The 17,738-nt window shown below is 67.4% G+C and carries 16 protein-coding genes and 1 riboswitch; of the genes, 11 read left to right on the top strand and 5 right to left on the bottom strand.

What is annotated here, in order from left to right:
• Positions 1 to 110: 110 nt before the first annotated feature.
• The 5 genes from FQU96_RS32535 (at position 111) to FQU96_RS32555 (ending at position 6,260) form a co-directional block, all read left to right on the top strand.
• A complete protein-coding gene (locus FQU96_RS32535; protein ID WP_146545560.1) occupies positions 111 to 428 on the top strand; it encodes an NIPSNAP family protein in 318 nt (105 codons plus the stop codon).
• A 123-nt stretch (positions 429 to 551) separates the two neighbouring features.
• Positions 552 to 2,219 carry a thiamine pyrophosphate-binding protein gene (locus FQU96_RS32540; RefSeq protein WP_146545561.1) on the top strand — a complete coding sequence of 556 codons (1,668 nt, stop codon included), beginning with the start codon at positions 552 to 554 and terminating at the stop codon, positions 2,217 to 2,219.
• A 67-nt stretch (positions 2,220 to 2,286) separates the two neighbouring features.
• Positions 2,287 to 3,897, top strand: a complete 1,611-nt coding sequence (locus FQU96_RS32545) for an alpha/beta fold hydrolase (RefSeq protein WP_146545562.1) — start codon at positions 2,287 to 2,289, stop codon at positions 3,895 to 3,897.
• Positions 3,898 to 3,972: 75 nt separating this feature from the next.
• The gene (locus FQU96_RS32550; protein ID WP_146545563.1) at positions 3,973 to 4,908 is read left to right on the top strand and encodes an aminotransferase class IV; all 936 of its coding nucleotides are present in this window, start codon (positions 3,973 to 3,975) and stop codon (positions 4,906 to 4,908) included.
• A gap of 17 nt (positions 4,909 to 4,925) precedes the next feature.
• Positions 4,926 to 6,260 carry a methyltransferase domain-containing protein gene (locus FQU96_RS32555; protein ID WP_146545564.1) on the top strand — a complete coding sequence of 445 codons (1,335 nt, stop codon included), beginning with the start codon at positions 4,926 to 4,928 and terminating at the stop codon, positions 6,258 to 6,260.
• Positions 6,261 to 6,358: 98 nt separating this feature from the next.
• Here the strand turns inward: FQU96_RS32555 and FQU96_RS32560 are convergent, their stop codons facing one another.
• Both FQU96_RS32560 and FQU96_RS32565 read right to left on the bottom strand, forming a co-directional pair.
• Positions 6,359 to 6,949: a hypothetical protein gene (locus tag FQU96_RS32560; RefSeq protein ID WP_146545565.1), complete on the bottom strand. Its 591-nt coding sequence runs from the start codon at positions 6,947 to 6,949 to the stop codon at positions 6,359 to 6,361.
• Between the two features lie 31 nt (positions 6,950 to 6,980).
• Complete coding sequence (locus FQU96_RS32565) at positions 6,981 to 8,210, bottom strand: alpha/beta fold hydrolase (protein WP_146545566.1); 1,230 nt, start codon at positions 8,208 to 8,210, stop codon at positions 6,981 to 6,983.
• Between the two features lie 121 nt (positions 8,211 to 8,331).
• On the opposite strand from FQU96_RS32565, the gene FQU96_RS42880 reads away from it, so the two are divergent.
• Positions 8,332 to 9,756 carry a dipeptidase gene (locus FQU96_RS42880; RefSeq protein WP_255468678.1) on the top strand — a complete coding sequence of 475 codons (1,425 nt, stop codon included), beginning with the start codon at positions 8,332 to 8,334 and terminating at the stop codon, positions 9,754 to 9,756.
• 90 nt (positions 9,757 to 9,846) lie between these two features.
• Here the strand turns inward: FQU96_RS42880 and FQU96_RS32575 are convergent, their stop codons facing one another.
• Complete coding sequence (locus FQU96_RS32575; RefSeq protein WP_146545567.1) at positions 9,847 to 10,800, bottom strand: alpha/beta hydrolase; 954 nt, start codon at positions 10,798 to 10,800, stop codon at positions 9,847 to 9,849.
• A gap of 70 nt (positions 10,801 to 10,870) precedes the next feature.
• Positions 10,871 to 11,929 (bottom strand): hypothetical protein, encoded by a 1,059-nt coding sequence (locus tag FQU96_RS32580; protein ID WP_146545568.1) that lies wholly within the window; start codon positions 11,927 to 11,929, stop codon positions 10,871 to 10,873.
• Positions 11,930 to 12,236: 307 nt separating this feature from the next.
• A riboswitch (SAM riboswitch) is annotated at positions 12,237 to 12,313 on the top strand.
• A 77-nt stretch (positions 12,314 to 12,390) separates the two neighbouring features.
• On the opposite strand from FQU96_RS32580, the gene metZ reads away from it, so the two are divergent.
• Positions 12,391 to 13,614: an O-succinylhomoserine sulfhydrylase gene (metZ, locus tag FQU96_RS32585; protein ID WP_146545569.1), complete on the top strand. Its 1,224-nt coding sequence runs from the start codon at positions 12,391 to 12,393 to the stop codon at positions 13,612 to 13,614.
• Between the two features lie 153 nt (positions 13,615 to 13,767).
• The gene (locus FQU96_RS32590; protein WP_146545570.1) at positions 13,768 to 14,400 is read left to right on the top strand and encodes a TenA family protein; all 633 of its coding nucleotides are present in this window, start codon (positions 13,768 to 13,770) and stop codon (positions 14,398 to 14,400) included.
• A gap of 6 nt (positions 14,401 to 14,406) precedes the next feature.
• Here the strand turns inward: FQU96_RS32590 and FQU96_RS32595 are convergent, their stop codons facing one another.
• Entirely contained in the window at positions 14,407 to 14,868 is a 462-nt protein-coding gene (locus tag FQU96_RS32595) for a MarR family winged helix-turn-helix transcriptional regulator (RefSeq protein ID WP_146545614.1), read from the bottom strand.
• 266 nt (positions 14,869 to 15,134) lie between these two features.
• Between FQU96_RS32595 and apaG the strand changes: the two genes are divergently transcribed.
• From apaG to argE, 3 genes are all read left to right on the top strand, one after another.
• Positions 15,135 to 15,551, top strand: a complete 417-nt coding sequence (gene apaG / locus FQU96_RS32600) for a Co2+/Mg2+ efflux protein ApaG (RefSeq protein WP_146545571.1) — start codon at positions 15,135 to 15,137, stop codon at positions 15,549 to 15,551.
• 29 nt (positions 15,552 to 15,580) lie between these two features.
• Positions 15,581 to 16,225 (top strand): GTP cyclohydrolase I FolE, encoded by a 645-nt coding sequence (gene folE, locus FQU96_RS32605; protein ID WP_146545572.1) that lies wholly within the window; start codon positions 15,581 to 15,583, stop codon positions 16,223 to 16,225.
• Between the two features lie 335 nt (positions 16,226 to 16,560).
• Entirely contained in the window at positions 16,561 to 17,733 is a 1,173-nt protein-coding gene (gene argE / locus FQU96_RS32610) for an acetylornithine deacetylase (protein ID WP_218574965.1), read from the top strand.
• The last annotated feature ends 5 nt before the right edge of the window (positions 17,734 to 17,738 follow it).

A 17,738-nucleotide genomic window follows, 5' to 3' on the forward strand; every position in this document is an offset into this window, starting at 1 on the left:
GTGCTTGTCGGGTTTAAACAAAGACTGCATGAGGCACTCGCTTGTGATGGTGGAAGCGCCGGTGCACGATGCCGGCCCAACACGCATTCAAATACGCACAGGAGATACCGATGATTTTGGATCACCGCACGTACGTGCTGCATCCGGGCAAGCTGCGCGAGTTCCTGACGATCTACGAAGCGGAGGGCTTCCCCGTGCAGAGCAAGCATCTCGGCAAACCGTTCGCCTGGTTCACCACGGAAGTGGGTAACGTCAACGAAATCATCCATATCTGGGCCTACGAGGATCTCTCCGACCGCCAGAAGCGGCGCGCCGCGATGCAAGCCGACCCGGCCTGGCAGGCCTATCTCGCCAAGGTGTCGAGCTTCTTCCAGACCATGACCAACCGCATCGTGGTCCCGACCAGCTTCGCGCCGATCAATCGATAGGACACATCCTTTCCGGGTATTGCGTTGGCAGCACCGGCCACGGCGCATTCGTTCTCCAGCATCACGTCATAGCGAAAGTCCATGTCCACAACCCCGTCTTCCGCTGGCACACCGACCGGCCTCATGACTCGCACCGGCGGCCAGGTGCTGGTCGACCAGCTGCGCATCCACGGCGTCGACCACATCTTCGGCGTACCGGGCGAGAGCTATCTCGCGGCGCTGGATGCGCTGCATGATGCGCGCAACGCCATCAAGTTCGTGATCTGCCGCCAGGAAGGCGGCGCCGCCAACATGGCCGAGGGCTACGGCAAGTTGACCGGCAAGCCTGGAGTCTGTTTCGTCACCCGCGGTCCGGGCGCCACCAACGCCAGCATCGGCGTGCACACGGCTTTCCAGGACAGCACGCCCATGGTGCTGCTGGTGGGGCAGGTGGCGCGCGAGCAGGAGGAACGCGAGGCGTTCCAGGAGATCGACTATCGCCGCATGTTCGGACCGCTCACCAAGTGGGCGGCGCAGATCGAGGACGCGCGGCGCATTCCCGAGTTGGTCAGCCAGGCCTTTCACCGCGCCGTGTCGGGGCGTCCCGGTCCGGTCCTGCTGGCCCTGCCGGAAGACATGCTGACCGACCTTGTCGAGGTCGCCGACGCCCTGCCGTATACGACCGTGCGGGCGGCGCCGGCGCCGCAGGACATGACGCGCCTGCACGACATGCTGGCCAAGGCCGAGCGCCCGCTGGTGATCCTGGGCGGCGGCGGCTGGACAAGCCAAGCCTGCGACGACATCCGCGCCTTCATCGAGGCCAACAAGCTGCCGGTGACCACGGCCTTTCGCAACACCGACCTGATCGACAACCGTCACCCCAATTTTGTCGGCGACGTCGGCATCGGCATCAACCCGCCGCTGGGCAAGCGGGTGCAGGAGTCCGATCTGATCATCGCCATCGGGCCGCGCCTGGGCGAGATGACCAGCGGCGGCTACACGCTGTTCGACATTCCGGTGCCGCGGCAGCCGCTGGTGCACGTGCATGCCGGTGTCGACGAACTCGGCCGCGTCTACGAAGCGGCCTTGATGATCAACAGCGGCATGGCGCAGTTCGCGCAGGCGGCGCGCGCCCTGCCGCCGGTGGCCGGGCCGCGCTGGGCCGCCGATGTGACCGTGGCGCGGGCGGACTACCTGGCCACGCTCAAGCCTTCCGACGCGGTCGGCGCCGTCAATCTCGGCGAGGTCGTGGCGTGGCTGAACAAGCGGCTGCCCGACGACGCCATCATCGCCAACGGCGCCGGCAACTACGCCGGCTGGGTGCACCGCTTCTTCCAGTACCGCGGCCTGCGCTCGCAACTGGCGCCGACCAGCGGTGCCATGGGCTACGGCGTGCCGGCGGCGATCGCGGCCAAGATCGTGGAACCGTCGCGTACCATCGTCGCCTTCGCCGGCGACGGTTGTTTCCTGATGACGGGACAGGAGTTCGCGACCGCCGTACAGTACGGCGCCAACCTGATCGTGGTCGTCGTCGACAACGGCGGCTACGGCACGATCCGCATGCACCAGGAGCGCGAGCATCCCGGCCGCGCCCATGGCGTGGAGCTGCGCAACCCCGACTTCGCTGCCTACGCGCGCGCCTTCGGTGGTCATGGCGAGACGGTGCTGAAGACCGACGATTTCGCGCCGGCCTTCGAGCGCTGCCTGGCCGTCAATCTGCCGTCGATCATCCACGTGAAGACCGAGATCGAGCAGATCACGTCGCGGACCACGATCACCAAGTTGCGCGCGGCGGCCAAGGCGAAGGGTTGAGCATTGGACGGTTTCCCCTCTCTCCAGTCTCGCGGGGAGAGGGGGTGTACAGTGAGCTTGCCTCATCATGCTGGCGATCCGACTGCTCGGCGACATGCAGGTGCTGCGCGGCACAGCGCCCCTCGAGCTGCCACGATCACGCAAGGCGCGCGCCCTGCTGGCCTTTCTGGCGGCGACCGGCCAGCCGCACCGGCGCGAGCGGCTGGGCGAGTTGCTGTGGGATGCCGCCGAGGATCCGCGCGGATCGCTGCGTTGGAACCTTAGCCAGATCCGCCTGCTGACGCCGCCGGCGGAGCGGCCGCTGATCATCGCCGAGCGCGATACGGTGCGTTTCGATCCCCAGAGCGCGTCGGTCGATCTGGCGGACATCCGCGCCCTTCTCGCCGCCGACGTGGCGGCGGCGTCGCTCGAGCAGCTGCAGGAAGCCACCGCCTGGTTCCGCGGACCGTTTCTCGACGGCCTGGAGCTTCCCGACGACCACGCCTTTCGATCGTGGTGTGTCGCCGAGCGCGAGAACGCGCGGCAGATCCACGTGATGTTGCGCACGCAGCTGGCCGATCGCCTGGCATCGATACCCGATCAGGCGCTGCCGCACGCGCGCGTGCTGGTGACGATCGAACCGCTCAGTGAACATGCCTGGAGCCGGATGATCCGTCTTCTGCTCGCCGCCGGTCGTCACCGCGAGGCGCGCGAGCAATACGAGACGGCCGGCCGCTTGCTGCGCGGCGTCGGCGGGCCGGTCGGTCCGCTGCTGCAGGTGTGGCGTGACGGTGCCCCGGCGGCGTCCCCTGCTGGGGCACCCGAACCCGCGGCGGTTGACGTGGCACCCGTGTCGGCAGTGCAGGCGGTCCGCTTCTGCACCGGGCCCGGCGACGTGCGGATCGCGCATACCGCCGCAGGCGCGGGGCCACCTCTGGTCCGGGTCGCCAACTGGATGACCCACCTCGAGCACGACCATCAAAGCCCGCTGTGGGGGCATTGGCTGCGGGAACTGGCGTCCGATCATGGCCTGATCCGCTACGATCAGCGCGGCAGCGGCCTGTCGGCACGTCGCGTCGATGATTTTTCAGTCGATGCGCTCGCGAGCGACCTTGGAGCGGTCATTGACGCGGCGGGCTTGTCGCGGGTGCCGCTGCTGGGGTTTTCGCAGGGTTGTGCGGCGGCCATTGCCTATGCCGTGCGCTATCCGGAGCGGGTGAGCCATCTCGTCTGCATCGGTGGTTTCGCCGTGGGCGCGATGCTGCGAGCCCGGCATGACGCCGCGCGCCGTCAGGCCATCGGCGTGCTGTTCGAGCAGGGGTGGGCGCAGGAAAATCCAGCCGTGCGCCAGATGATCACGTCGCTGGTCATGCCGGATGCCAGCCGGGTGCAGATGCAGCTGCTCAACGACTTGCAGCGCAGGATGACGTCGGCGGACAATCTGACCCGGATCCATGACACCTGGGGGCGGATCGACATTCGCGCGCTGCTGCCGCAGGTCCGTTGTCCGACCCTGGTCCTGCACGCGCGCGATGACGGCATCACGCCCTTCGAGGAAGGGCGCAATCTCGCCATCGCCATTCCAGGGGCCCGCTTCGTTGCCCTGGACAGCCGCAGCCACATGCCGCTGGAAAACGAGACGGCGTGGCCGCGACTGCTCGCCGAGGTCCGGGCCTTCCTGGCGGCGGAGCAACGCTGACCGGCGCGGTGCCACCTTGCCGGCCTGGATGTCCGTCGTCATGCTGGACAGCAGGAAGGTTTGGAGGGCGCCGCCATGTCCATCAGCACTGCCGCCCGCGCGATGCCCGCGCGGACATTGACGCCGACCGGCGTCGGCTTCGCCGACGGCGACTACAAGCCGGTCGAGCAGATCACCGTGTCGGTGCTGGATTACGGTTTCACCCGGTCCGACGTCACGTACGATGTCGTGCATGTCTGGGATGGACGCTTCTTCCGTCTCGAGCATCACCTCGACCGCTTTCTGGCCTCGATGGCACGGCTGCGCATGAGCATCCCGCATGACCGCGACGCCATTCGCGCCATCCTGATGGAATGCGTGCGGCGCACGGGGCTGCGCGAGGCCTATGTCGCGATGCTGTGCACACGCGGCCGTCCGCCGGCCGGCGTGCGCGATCTGCGCCAGTGCGCCAATAGCTTCGTCGCCTATGCGCTGCCGTTCATCTGGATCGCGAGCCCCGAGAAGCAGCAGAGCGGCCTGTCGGCTGTCATCGCCCCGCGGCCGCGTATCCCGGCGCAGTCGGTCGATCCCACGATCAAGAACTATCATTGGCTCGACATGGAGCGCAGCCTGTTCGATGCCTATGACGCCGGCGCCGACACGGTGATTCTGCCCAGCATGGATGGCGTCGTCACCGAAGGGCCCGGCTTCAACGTCTTTGCCGTGCGGGATGGCACCGTGATGACACCCGACAGCGGCGTGCTGGAAGGCATCACGCGCCAGACCGTGATCGACATCTGCCGCCGCAACGGCATTGCCGTCGAGATCAGGCCGGTGCCGGTGGCCGAGTTCCGTGATGCCGACGAGATCTTCCTGACGTCGACCGCCGGCGGTGTCATGCCGCTGACGCGGCTGGACGGTCGCGTCTATGGCAATGGCGCGCCCGGCGCGATGACGACACGCATCCGAGATCTCTATTGGACCTGGCATCGCGAGGAGGCGGAAACCACGCCGGTGGCCTACGACGATTGATATTCCTGGTGAGTCGCGTGGCCGATGATGTGGATCTGACGACCGCCGAGCGGCTCGTCGCGCTGTGGGATCATCTGGGCATCGCAACAGCCCACGTTGCCACGCAGATACCCGCCGATATCGCCGGCCTGGCCAGCGAGCATGGCGATCGGTTGATGGGCATCGTGCTTTGCACGCCGACGCGTCTCGATGCCACGCCGTTCACGACGCTCGCCGATCGGATCCTGATGGTGTCGGGTGACAGCGGACCGACGGTCGGCGCCACGACGCGCGCCGTCGAACGCCTGGCCGGCGCCGAGCGTGTCGTGCTCGCCGGCTATGATGCACCGGGCTGGGCCGATGTCGCCGCGGACCGGTCCGATGAACTGGCCGCCCTGATGACGGGCTTCCTCGATCGCGCCGGCGCCCGTGCGGCAATGCCCGGCACATTGTGCACCGGCACCGCCCGGCAGGGCGTGCATGGCGGCATCACGTGGCGCATCGACGGGACCGGGCCTGTCCTCGTCCTGCTGCCGTTCTTCCTGGCGCCCTCGCAATGGGCACCGATCCTGCCGCGGCTGGCGGCCCGCTTCACCGTCGTGACCTTGGGCGGGCCGCACCTGGGCGGTGTCGCCGCACTGGAAGACAGGGCGCGGGCGCCGAGCTACCGGGCGATGTTCGGAACCCTGATCGACACGATGGCGCCGTCACCCGACGCGGCCATTCTCGATGTCGGCTGCGGCAGCGGCGCGCTCGATCGCCTGTTGGCCGGTCGTCGAGGCGCGTCGCACCGTATCACCGCCGTCGACACCAACCCGTTCCTGTTGCGCGAGGCGGAGGCGCTCGCAGCGGCGGAGGGGCTCGACGGGCGTATCCGGTTTGTCGAGGGCAGTGCCGAGGCCCTGCCGTTCGACGACGGCACCTTCACAGGCGCGTATTCGGTGACCGTGCTCGAGGAGTGCGACGCCGATCTCGCGTTGGCCGAGATGATGCGCGTGGTGCGTCCAGGTGGTCGGGTCGGCGTCATCGTGCGCGCGATCGACATGCCGCAATGGTGGAACCTGGCGGTGCCGGACGCGATCCGCCGCAAGATCGATACGCCGCCGCAATCCGTCGGCCCGCGCGGCGTGGCAGACGCCAGCTTGTACCGGCGCATGCGGCAGGCCGGACTGCGCGATCTGGTCTGCTTTCCGACGCTGGTAACGCTCGATCGACCCGCCGGCCCGATCTGGCGTTACCGCGAGGATCACGTGCTGTCGCTGCTGTCATCGGACGAAACGAAGGCGTGGAGCGTGCTCCGCGATGCCGCGGCCGGCGAGAGATTGCTGTTCATGGCGCATCCCATGCACTGCGCGGTCGGCACCCGGCCTTAGCCGGAGCGAAGGGCCCCGGGAGCGCGGGCCTCTGGCCCGCTCATGTCGATGACAGCGGAGCTTTCGCAGATGCGGGCGAGACGCCCGCGCTCCCAGGGCTACAGCAGCGCGCTGTAGTAGCGGGCCAGGAAGGTGGCCTGGTAGAGAAGCGCAACGACCACCAGGACGCCGTGAAAACGCAGATCGGTCGTGCGCATCGCGACGACGCACAGCACCAGCGAGCAGGCGATCTTGATCGGATACTCCAGACCGAGCGCGTGAAAGTGTTGGGCGCCCTTGAGCCAGGTGTCGACCACGTCCAGCAGGAAGCTGACGGCGAGCAGCCCGAAGAACCAGCCGCGCCGCGACATGAAGTAGTCCTGAAATCCACTGTACTCGGCGATGTCGTCGGGGAACAGCAGGGTGCAGAGCAGGAAGTAGACCGAGGCGTAGAGCGCGACGAAGACGTAGGTCTCGAATGTCCACCGCGGTACTTCGGCGAGTCGGAATTCCCACCACCAGAAACCGATCACCGACAGCAGCATCCAGCCGACCCAACCCAGATGCGTCCACCAGATGCGGTGCCGCCGGGGATGCTGGACGAACCGTGCGACGCCGTTCAGCAGGCGGGCGATGCTGAGCCCGAGAATGATGCTGACGATCACCCGGACGTGCAGATAGAGATCGGCGTTGGCGTGTGCGTCCGGCATCGGTTCCTCTCCACTCAACGCTGTTTGACTGTCAGTTCGTCCCGGCGGTGCGCTCGCTGGTCTTGATCAGAACCTCCGATGTCAAGGTGCGGTGGACGGGACACATGTCGGCGATTTCGATCAGGCGCTTGCGCTGCGTCTCGTCGAGCGTGCCGCGCAGCACGATCTCGCGGTCGATCCGGTCGAGACGGCCGGTTTTGGTCTCGCATTCGGCGCAATCGGCGGCGTGGATCTTGGCGTGGCGCAGATATACCGACACGCGCTCCAGCGGCAGCTGCTTGCGCTCGGCATAGAGGCGCAAGGTCATGCTGGTGCAGGCGCCCAGCGCCGACAGCAGCAGGCTGTAGGGGTCGAGGCCGGAATCGAGGCCGCCGGATGCCACCGGTTCGTCGGCCGGCAGCCGGTGCTTGCCGGCGCTGATGCGTTGCTGGAAGCGGCCGCCGCCGGTTTCTTCCACCAGCACGCCGTCGACGGGACTCTGATCGACGACGTCGGCGGCACGCGTCTGGAGATAGCGCTCGACCCACGCCGCGATGACCGTGGCGGCATAGGCGGCATCGCGTGGCCGGCGCAGCAGGTGGTCGGCATCGTCGAGCGACACGAAGCTCTTGGGATGCTTGGCGGCGCCGAAGATCGCGCTGGCGTTCTTGATGCCGACGGTCTCATCGCCCGGTGCGTGCAGGATCAGCAGCGCCTTGCGCAGGTGCGCGACCCGCTCGCCGAGTTTCTGGTGGGCGACATCCTCGAGGAACTGGCGCTGCACGCGAAACGGTCGGCCGGCCAAGGTGACCTCGACCTCGCCGTGCGCCTGGATGTCGGCCAGCTTGTCGCGCAGCAGGTGCGTCACATGGCTGGGATCGCTGGGCGCGCCGATGGTGGCCACGGCGCGCACCTCGGGAATGTCGCCGGCGGCGGCCAGAACCGCGGCGCCGCCCAGGCTGTGGCCGATCAGCAGTTGCGGTGCCGCATGCGTCTGCCGCAGATGATCGGCCGCGGCCACGAGGTCGGCGATGTTGGACGAAAAGTTGGTGTTCGCGAACTCACCGTCGCTGGCGCCCAGCCCGGTGAAGTCGAAACGCAGCACTGCGATGCCCAGCCGCGTCAGGCCCTGGGCGATCCGCGAGGCGGCCAGCACATCCTTGCCGCACGTGAAGCAGTGCGCGAACAGTGCGTAGGCGCGCGGCGTGCCATCGGGCAGGTCGAGCAGGGCCGCCAGGCGCTCGCCGCGCGGATTGGGAAAGTCGAAGCGTTGGGCAGGCATGCATCTCAGGATCAAGATACACTCTTTTGCTCCTTGAACCTGTTGCGGTCCAATTGGCATCGCGGTGAGCGAGGACTACGCTGGCGCTATGCCATGCATACCGTACCCGCCAGCAACAGCGTTGGACTGGCCTGATCTGGCGGGCGTTGTCGCGCGTGTGCCATCGAATGCCGTCGTCGAGCTTGTCGGCTGGATGGCGCCGGTCGAAGCGGCGGAGCGGCACGACTATTTCCTGCTGACGCCGGAGCCGGTCTGCTGCCGGAGTTGCCTGCCTGCCGATCCGTCGCGATGCGTCGAGGTCCTGGCCAGTGAGCCGCTCGCGCTGTCGTCTTATCCTGTCCGGCTGCGCGGGCGCTGGCGTCGACTGGCGGACGATGATCCCGCCGGCTGGCGCTGGCAATTGCGCGACGCGCAGATCGTGGCCACCTTGCCGCGGCCGGATGACGGCAGCGGGCTGAGCCGGCGCCTGGTGCTTGCCGCCGCATCGCTTTTCTATCCGGCGATCGCCGCGGCGCAGGGGCCGAGCGAGGTGCCGCGGCCGACGGAATCCCCCGGTCGCGCGCAGCACCTCGAACGGGCGCGGCAACTCATCGCTCAGACGGTGAGCGTCGACATCCATAGCCACGCCGGCCACGTTCTCGGCAGCCGCAATCCTTTCACGTCAGTCGCCGACCCCATGCGCGAAGGCGGCATGGCGCTGGTCTGCCTGGCGATGGTGGCTGATTCACCGGTGATCCGGATCCTGCAGGAGCAGCGGCGCATCGTGGCAAACCGCACGCCCGAGCCGGGCGAACTCTACGCCTGGGGCCGTCGTTCCTTCGAGCGCGTGACCGACTTGGTGCGCAAGCAACAGCTGGCGGTGGTGACGAATGCCGCGACCCTGACGGAGGCGCGCCGCCGCGGCCCCGCCGTGGTGATCTCGGCCGAGGGCGCCGATTTTCTCGAGGGCCGCATCGAGCGGCTGCACGAGGCACAGGCGACCTGGTCGTTGCGGCATTTGCAGTTGACGCACTACCGGGTCAACGAGCTGGGCGACATCCAGACGGAAGCGCCGCAGCAGGGTGGCTTGACCGATTTCGGCGCCGACGTCGTGCGCACCTGCAACCGGCTGGGCATCGTGGTCGATGTGGCGCATGGCACGCTCGATCTGGTGAAGCGCGCCGCATCGGTCACCACCAAGCCGCTGGTGCTGTCGCACACATCCCTGAGCGCCAAGCCCGGCGCCCGCAGCCGGCTGATCTCACCGGACCATGCCAAGATCATCGCACGCACCGGTGGCGTGATCGGCATATGGCCGCCGGCCACGATCTTCGCCGATCTCGCCGCGTATGCCGGTGGCATCGCGCGCATGGTCGATGCCGTCGGTATCGATCATGTCGGCATCGGCAGCGACATGCTGGGCCTGCTGTCGCCGGCTGCGTTCGACAATTATCGGCAGCTGCCCGATCTCGCCGCTGCCTTGCTGGCGGCCGGCTTCAAGCCCGACGAAGCCGGCAAGATCCTCGGCGGCAACTACGTGCGCGTGTTCACGGCAACGACGGGGTAGCCTGGGAGCGCGGGCGTCCCGCCCGCATCAAGGCGAATGCTTGGCGCGTAGCGCCTGATATGAGCGGGCCAGAGGCCCGCGCTCCCAGGGCTAGCGCGCCGCCTTCGTGAACGCGAGGATCTCGTTGGTCAGGCCGACATCCTTGGTGTTGATGGCATAGACCTCGGAGATGTGGCTGTGCCCGGGAAGCTTGACCAGCTTGGGGCAGCGCTTCTCCTGGCACAGCGCGGCGTTGAGCTTCTCCGACTCCTGCTCGAAGGCCGGCGGGTCGAGCTCGGCATAGACGACCAGCAGCGGAATGCGGGCCTTGAGCAGTCCGGGCAGCGACGAGCGGTCGGCGTAGGTGGCGGTGTCCTCGCCGAAATACGCCTTCTCCGGCGGGCCCGGCGGGCGCGCCGTCAGGTCGAACAGGCCGGACACCAGGATGGCGCCCGCCAGCCCGATGCCGTCGGGGCCGTGGAATGTGGGCTGCGCCACATAGGAGGCGACATGCACGGCGCCGGCCGAATGGCCCATCAGGAAGACGCGGGCCGGATCGCCGCCATGGGCGGCGATGTTCGCGCGCACCCAGCGCACGGCGGCGCCCATGTCCTGCGCGCCGGCCGGCCACGGGTTCTGCGGCGCCAGACGATAGGTCATGTTCACGCCGATGAACCCGTTGCGGGCCGCCCACAACGGGACCTGGTCATTGAACGGTGTGCCCGGCGCCCGCTTGTTGCCGGCGACGAACCCGCCGCCATGCACGAAGATCAGCACCGGCCGCGCGCCGCTCGCCCCCTCGGTGGCGAAGACGTCCAGCAGGTTGCGATCGGCCGGCCCGTACTTGAGATCGCGTGTCACCTTGACGCCGGCATAGGGCTCCTTCTCGTGCAGCGGCGCATAGAGTGCGGCGATGTCGGGCGGATTGATGACGCGACCGAAGCCCGCGATCTTCTGGGCGATGTCAGGCGCCGCTGCGGCGACCTGCGCCCGCGCGTCGCCCGCCGTTGCGAGCAGGACGATGGAAAGACAGGCGGCGCCCAGGCCCGCCAATGGCCGTAGCATGATGTTCCCCCCTCGATAGCGATTATCGCCAGAGCGCGGTGCAACCTGGCGTAACGACGGATGTCGGCGACTACGCCGTTGCCAGCGCGTACACGCCCTCGACGCCACCGGGCAGCTGATGCTGCTGCCAGTTCTTGCCGCCGTCCTCGGTGCCGAAGACCTGGCCGCGGCGGGCAGCGCACCAGACGCGGTCGGGGTTGGCGGCGCTGGCCGCGATGATCATCAACGTGCTGTCGATCGACACGTCGTGATCGAAGCGCTGCCAGCTCTGGCCCAGGTCGTGGCTGCGGTAGAGCGAGCCGGCATCGCTCTGGGCCGCGACGCTCAACGCGGCGTACATGGTCCGGGGATCGTGCGGTGATACCTTGACGTCGCGCGCATAGGTCAGCGGCGAGAAGCGACCGATCTCCATCTCCGTCCAGCGGCCACCGCCGTCGTCGCTGCGGAACAGGCCCATGCGGTTGGCGAGGAACACGGTACCCGACTGCGCCGGGCTGATGGCGAGCGCATGCGAATCCATCATGCCCTCGGTTTCCGTGTCGCTTACGATGCGGCTCTTCAGCCGCGGCTGCTCGGCATGTTCCAGCAGGCTGTCGTTGCAGCTCTGCCAGGTATCGCCGCCGTCGTGGCTGCGCATCACGCCGCCGACTTCCAGCGCGGCGTAGAGATCGTCCGGCCGGCCGGGATCGACGACGAGCCGGATGACGCGGCAGGGGAAGCTCATGTGCACCATGCCGCGCGGTTCCGGCGGCGACAACTCGCGCCACGTCGCGCCGCCATCGCGGCTGCGATAGATCGTCGTGCCCTGGGTGCCGGCATAGATCGTCTGCGGATCCTTGGGATGGATCAACAGCGACCAGACCAGCTGCTCCTTGCCGGGCAGCGCCAGCGCGGTCCAGCTGTCGCCGCCGTCGGTGCTGCGGTAGGGGCCGGCCTGGGTGCCGGCATAGACGATGTGCGGCGCGCCGGGATGGGTGGCGAGGCACCGGACCTCCACCTTGTCCGGCAGGCCGCTGCTGAGGGTATCCCACTGGCCGCGCGCGACATCGAGACGATAGATGCCTTGCATAGGTGTGCGGGCATCGGCGCCAAACGTTTGCGCCGCGCCGACATAGACGTACGTCTTCATAGCCGCCTCGTCGTTTCTCTCCGCTGGGTTGCGGCGAGACTAGCGCGGCGGTGGACCGTGGAGAAGCTGGATGCAGCACGGACACGGCTGCATTGCAGGCGCGCTGGCCATGCCACACGCCTGTCACAAGGGTGCCGCCATCCCGGGCGTTGCGGATGGGCCTGGAAACGCAGGTTACCCGTGACGCCCGAAACGGCGGTCCGCCAGCCGCCGGCACGACGGCCAGTGGATGGCGGTTGTCAGATGAACGCAACAGCGCGGCATCTATTCCTTTAGCGCTTGCGCGGGGCTCCACCTGGTTGTATGACGACGCCATCGTGGGATTTGAAGCCGACCGGCTTGCGGCCACGTAAAAAACCGCTAAAAGGTCGGGAGCGCTTCGAAAAAAGCCCCGCCCTTCTCGGTCGGGGCTTTTTTCGTTTGCGCGGTTCAGTCGATACCGCGCTGGTCGGGAGGATGTGATGGACGGCGATTTCCGCGGGCGACGCATCGAGACACGGCAGGACGACGGGATCGCGGATTGGCGGCCGCAGACGCGCGCGGTGCGCGGCGGCCTGCGCCGCAGCGATTTCGAGGAGACATCGGAAGCGCTGTTCCTGACCTCGGGTTACGTCTATCGCAGCGCCGAGGAAGCCGAGGCGGCCTTCTCCGGCGGGCTCGACCGCTTCCAGTATTCGCGCTTCAGCAACCCGACGGTGTCGTCCTTCGAGGACCGGCTCGCCGCGCTGGAAGGCGCCGAGGCGTGTCGCGCGACGGCGACCGGCATGTCCGCCGTCTTCTATTCCCTGCTGGCGCTGTTGCGCACCGGCGATCGCGTCGTGGCGGCACGCCAGCTGTTCGGCTCGTGTCACTACATCGTCACCGACCTGCTGCCGCGTTTCGGCATCGAGAGCGAACTGGTCGACGGCACCGATCTGGACGCCTGGAAGAAGGCGCTGTCGCGTCCGGCGAAGGCCGTGCTGTTCGAGACTCCGTCCAACCCCATGCTCGACATCGTCGACATCAAGGCGGTGGTTGACCTGGCGCATGCGGCCGGCGCCAAGGTGGTGCTCGACAACGCGTTCGCGACGCCGGTCCTGCAGCGCCCGCTCGAATTCGGCGTCGATGTGGTCGTGCATTCGGCGACCAAGTACATCGACGGCCAGGGCCGCACGTTGGGCGGCGCCGTGCTGGGATCGAAGGAATACATCATCGACCAGCTGCAGCCGATCACGCGCAACACCGGCCCCTCGCTCAGCCCGTTCAATGCCTGGGTATTGCTGAAAGGACTGGAGACATTGGCATTGCGCGTCGAGCGGCACAGCGCCAACGCCGTGCGCGTCGCCGATGCGCTCGCCGGCCATCCGGCAGTGGCCCGCGTTCTCTACCCCGGCCGCAAGGATCACCCGCAGCATGCGCTGGCGATGCGGCAGATGCCGCAGGGCGGCGGCATCGTCGCCTTCGAGCTGAAGGCCGGCAAGTGGGCGGCGTTCGAGACCCTCAATCGCCTGAAGCTGATCGACATCTCCAACAACCTCGGCGACGCCAAGAGCCTGGTGACGCACCCGGCGACGACGACGCACAAGCGTATCGGCGAGGTCGAGCGGGCCAAGCTCGGCATCACCGATGGCCTGGTGCGGCTGTCGGTCGGCCTGGAGGATGCCGAGGACATCATCGCCGATCTGGTGCAGGCCTTGGCCGGCTGACGCCAAGGGCTCTCCTGTCATCCGCCGTCGCATCAGGATGAAGACGGCGCGCAAGAAGTGTGACCTGCGATGCCCCTGCGGTTGAGGACAACCCCGGGATCGCGGCGACACGCCGGTTGGTATGAGGCGTCCGGATCTTTATATCTGGACGCCATGACGACCGAGCCTGTTGCCGCGACCCTGTCGCAAAAGCTGTGGGCGGCGAATGCCGACTGGGCGCAACGCACGCTCGCGCATCCGTTTCTGCGCGGGCTGGGCGACGGCAGCCTGCCGATCGACAGCTTTCGCCGCTACGTGGCGCAGGATGCGTACTTCCTCGAGGCCTTTGCCCGGGCCTATGCCCATTGCCTGGCGCAATCGACGGCGCGCGCCGACTTGCAGGCCTTCGCCGGCCTGATCGCGGGCGTCATCGACGAACTGAAGCTGCACGCCGGCTACGCCGAGCGTTGGGGCGTCGACCTGTCCAACGTGACGCCGGGACCGGCGACGGAAGCCTACACCGGATTCCTGATCGAACTGGCGCGCATGGGCGGCATCGGGCTCACGACCGCGGCGATGACGCCCTGCATGCGCCTCTATGCCTTTCTCGGCCAGGAACTGGCCAAGGCGCCCGTGGCGCCGCCCTACGCCGAGTGGGTGCGTGCCTATGCGGCGCCTGAGTTCGAGGCGCTGGCCGTGACCCTGGAGGGGCTGGTGGACTGGCACGCCAGCGACAGCCCGGCGGTGCGCAATGCCTATCGCCGCGCGATGGAACTGGAATACGGCTTCTTCGACGCCAACCTGTGACGTCGTTCACGCCTGTGGCGCGATGCGCTCCAGCGAGTGATCGAGCAGGTGCTGCAGTTGGCTGATGGCATCGGCGCCGACGGCGGCGCGCAGATCGCTCTCGGCCTGGCGCCACAGGGGCACGGCGCGGCGGAAGATGGCCTTGCCGTCCGCCGTCAGCGCGATCGCCCGCTGCCGGCGATCCTCACCCGCCACCAGGTCGATCCAGCCGGCGCGAATCAACGGCCGGATGTTGCGGGTCAGCGTGGTGCGATCCATGCCCATGATCTCGGCGAACGTGCCGATGGGCATCGGTGGCTGTCCCATGAGATTGCCCAGCAGCGAATACTGGGTGATGCGCAGGCCCAGCGGCGCCAGGTGGTGATCGTAGATCTGCGTCACGCGGCGCGTCGTGCGGCGCAGCCGCAACAAGGTGCACTGCGGCGGCTGCAGGTCTTTCGGCAGATCAATCTTGGACGGCTCGGTCATCATGTGTTTCACGGTGCGGGTCATCCTGCCCGGAATCATAGCGTAGGTATCGCGGCGCGGAAATAATAAAGTGCATATACACTTTGATCGGCTGCCGGCGCCGCCGTGGCGGTGGCCGCGGGCCAATCGTCGCGCCAGCTTGAATGCACGCATGTGCACCCCACCTATTGCGCTCGGTATGTCTGTAATGCCTATCCATCGTCTGGCGACCGACGCCGCACGGCGATAGAATCGGAGCGCGGCAGCGGGCCGGTACGGAGCGAATGATGTTCAGCGAGGAAACGCGTGCGATCCGCGTGACGGTGGCGCCGACGTATTTACAGGACCAGTCCGAGCCCGACGACGGTCGCTGGGTCTGGGCCTATACCGTGCGCATCGAGAACCGCGGCACGGAGAAGGTGCAACTGGTGAGCCGGCACTGGATGATCACCAATGCACGCGGCCGGCAGGAAGAGGTGCGCGGTCCGGGTGTTGTCGGCAAGACGCCGACGATCGAGCCCGGCAAGTCGTTCGAGTACACCAGCGGTTGTCCGCTCGACACGCCGTCGGGCTTCATGACGGGGACCTATCAGATGGTGGCGGAGAATGGCGAGCGTTTCGACATCCGAATCCCCACATTCTCCCTCGACTTGCCGCGCGAGCACAGGGCGGCGCTGTCCCAGGAGCATCGGACTCTGAACTGAGACTATCAGCAGCCAGGAAGGATCGAGGGATGAACAAGGTGCTGAAAAGGCCCGATCTGGGTTCAGCCGCGGTCGCCGCATCCCAGGTGAAACCGTCACGCGCCGAGGCCGAAGAGGCGGTGCGTACGCTGATTCGCTGGGCCGGCGATGATCCCGACCGCGAAGGCCTGGTCGGCACGCCCGATCGCGTCGTGCGGTCGTACGAGGAATTCTTTGCCGGCTACGCCGAGGATCCGCGCGAGATCCTGGCCCGGACGTTCGAGGAAACCGACGGCTACGACGAGATGGTCGTGCTGCGCGACATCCGCCTGGAGTCGTACTGCGAGCATCACATCGTGCCGATCATCGGCAAGGCGCATGTCGGCTATCTGCCGGCCCATCGCGTGGTGGGCATCAGCAAGCTGGCGCGGATCGTCGAGGCGTATGCCAAGCGGCTGCAGATCCAGGAGAAGATGACGGCGCAGATCGCCAACTGCATCCAGGAAGTGCTCGAACCGCGCGGCGTGGCGGTCGTCATCGAGGCGGCGCACCAGTGCATGACCACGCGCGGCATCCGCAAGCCCGGTGTCGCCATGGTGACCAGCCGCATGCTGGGCTCCTTCCGCGACGATCCGTCGACCCGCCGCGAGTTCCTGGCCATGATCGGCAAGAACGGCGCCGGCGGCTACGCGTAGGTCTTCCCCTGGGAGCGCGGGCGGGACGCCCATAGGCGCTAACTTACGCATGAACCTCACCCTGAGGAGCGGCCCGCAGGGCCGCGTCTCGAAGGGTGGGCAACGACGCAGGCGCTGCGAACACGCTTTTTCCAAGACTTCGCCTATAGCCTATCCTTCGAGACGGCCGCTACGCGGCCTCCTCAGGATGAGGTCAGTGGTTGGAACATCGCCAAAAGTTAGCGCCTATGGGCGGGACGCCTGCGCTTCCAGGGAAAGAAGATATGCCGGCCCGTCGCTTGATTCGGGGGTGCTGACGTGGCGATATCCACCCTTACAAAGGGTGGAGCTTCTGAATGTCGGGAGAAATCGTCGGTTCGGTCGAAATGCTGCGACGCCTAGTGGCGTTCGACACGACGTCGCGTGAATCGAACCTGGCGCTGATTCACTACGTTCGCGACTACCTCAAGGGGCACGGCATCGAATCGACCATGGTGCCCAACGAGGACGGCACCAAGGCCAATCTCTACGCCACGGTCGGGCCGATGAAAGCGGGCGGCATCGTGCTGTCGGGGCACACCGATGTGGTGCCGGTCGACGGCCAGCCCTGGGATACCGATCCGTGGGCGCTGACCGACAAGGGCGACAAGTACTACGGCCGCGGCACGTGCGACATGAAGGCGTTCTCGGCCATCGGGCTCGCGATGGTGCCGCACTTCCTGCGCGCCAAGCTGAAGGTTCCGATCCACTTCGCGCTGAGCTATGACGAGGAGGTCGGCTGCATCGGCGCCCACTCGCTGGCCGAGCGGCTGAAGGGGGCAGTGCCGGCGCCGCGCGTCGTCGTGATCGGCGAGCCGACCATGATGACCGTGATCCATGCCCACAAGGGCGCCCGCAGCTATGTGACGACATTCACCGGTGTCGAAGCGCATTCGTCGATGACGCACCTGGGTGTCAGCGCCATCCATTTCGCCGGCGAGTTCATCGCCTTCCTCAATCGATTGGAGGCTGAACTCGAGGCCCGTGCGTCGAAGGACAGCGAGTTCATGCCGCCGATGTCGACCATCAACGTCGGCACCGTGGACGGCGGCACCGCCGGCAACATCCTGGCCCGCGAGTGCCGGTTGCTGTGGGTCTCGCGCGTGCTGCCGACCGACGACCAGGAGGAAATCGAGCGGCGCGCGTTCGACTACCTGCAGAACACGCTGCTGCCGGCGATGCGGCGCAAGCACCCCGACGCCGACATCGTGACGGAGGCGCGCTCGGCGACGCCGCCGTTCTCGCCCGAAGGCAACGACGAAGCCAAGGCATTGGCGCGCGCGTGGTCGGGCTCCAACGTCGTGGGCAGCGTGCCCTACGGTACCGAGGCCGGCATCTTCCAGCGCACCGTCGGCGCGCCCACCGTTGTCTGCGGCCCCGGCGACATCGCCCAGGCGCACCAGCCCAACGAGTTCATCCTGAAATCCCAGATCGACGCGTGCGAAAGCTTCATGCGCCGCATGGTCGAATGGGCCGAGCAGCGGCCGTGAATGGA

The organism is Reyranella sp. CPCC 100927, from assembly GCF_007859315.1.
In the GTDB taxonomy this organism is placed as follows: domain Bacteria; phylum Pseudomonadota; class Alphaproteobacteria; order Reyranellales; family Reyranellaceae; genus Vineibacter.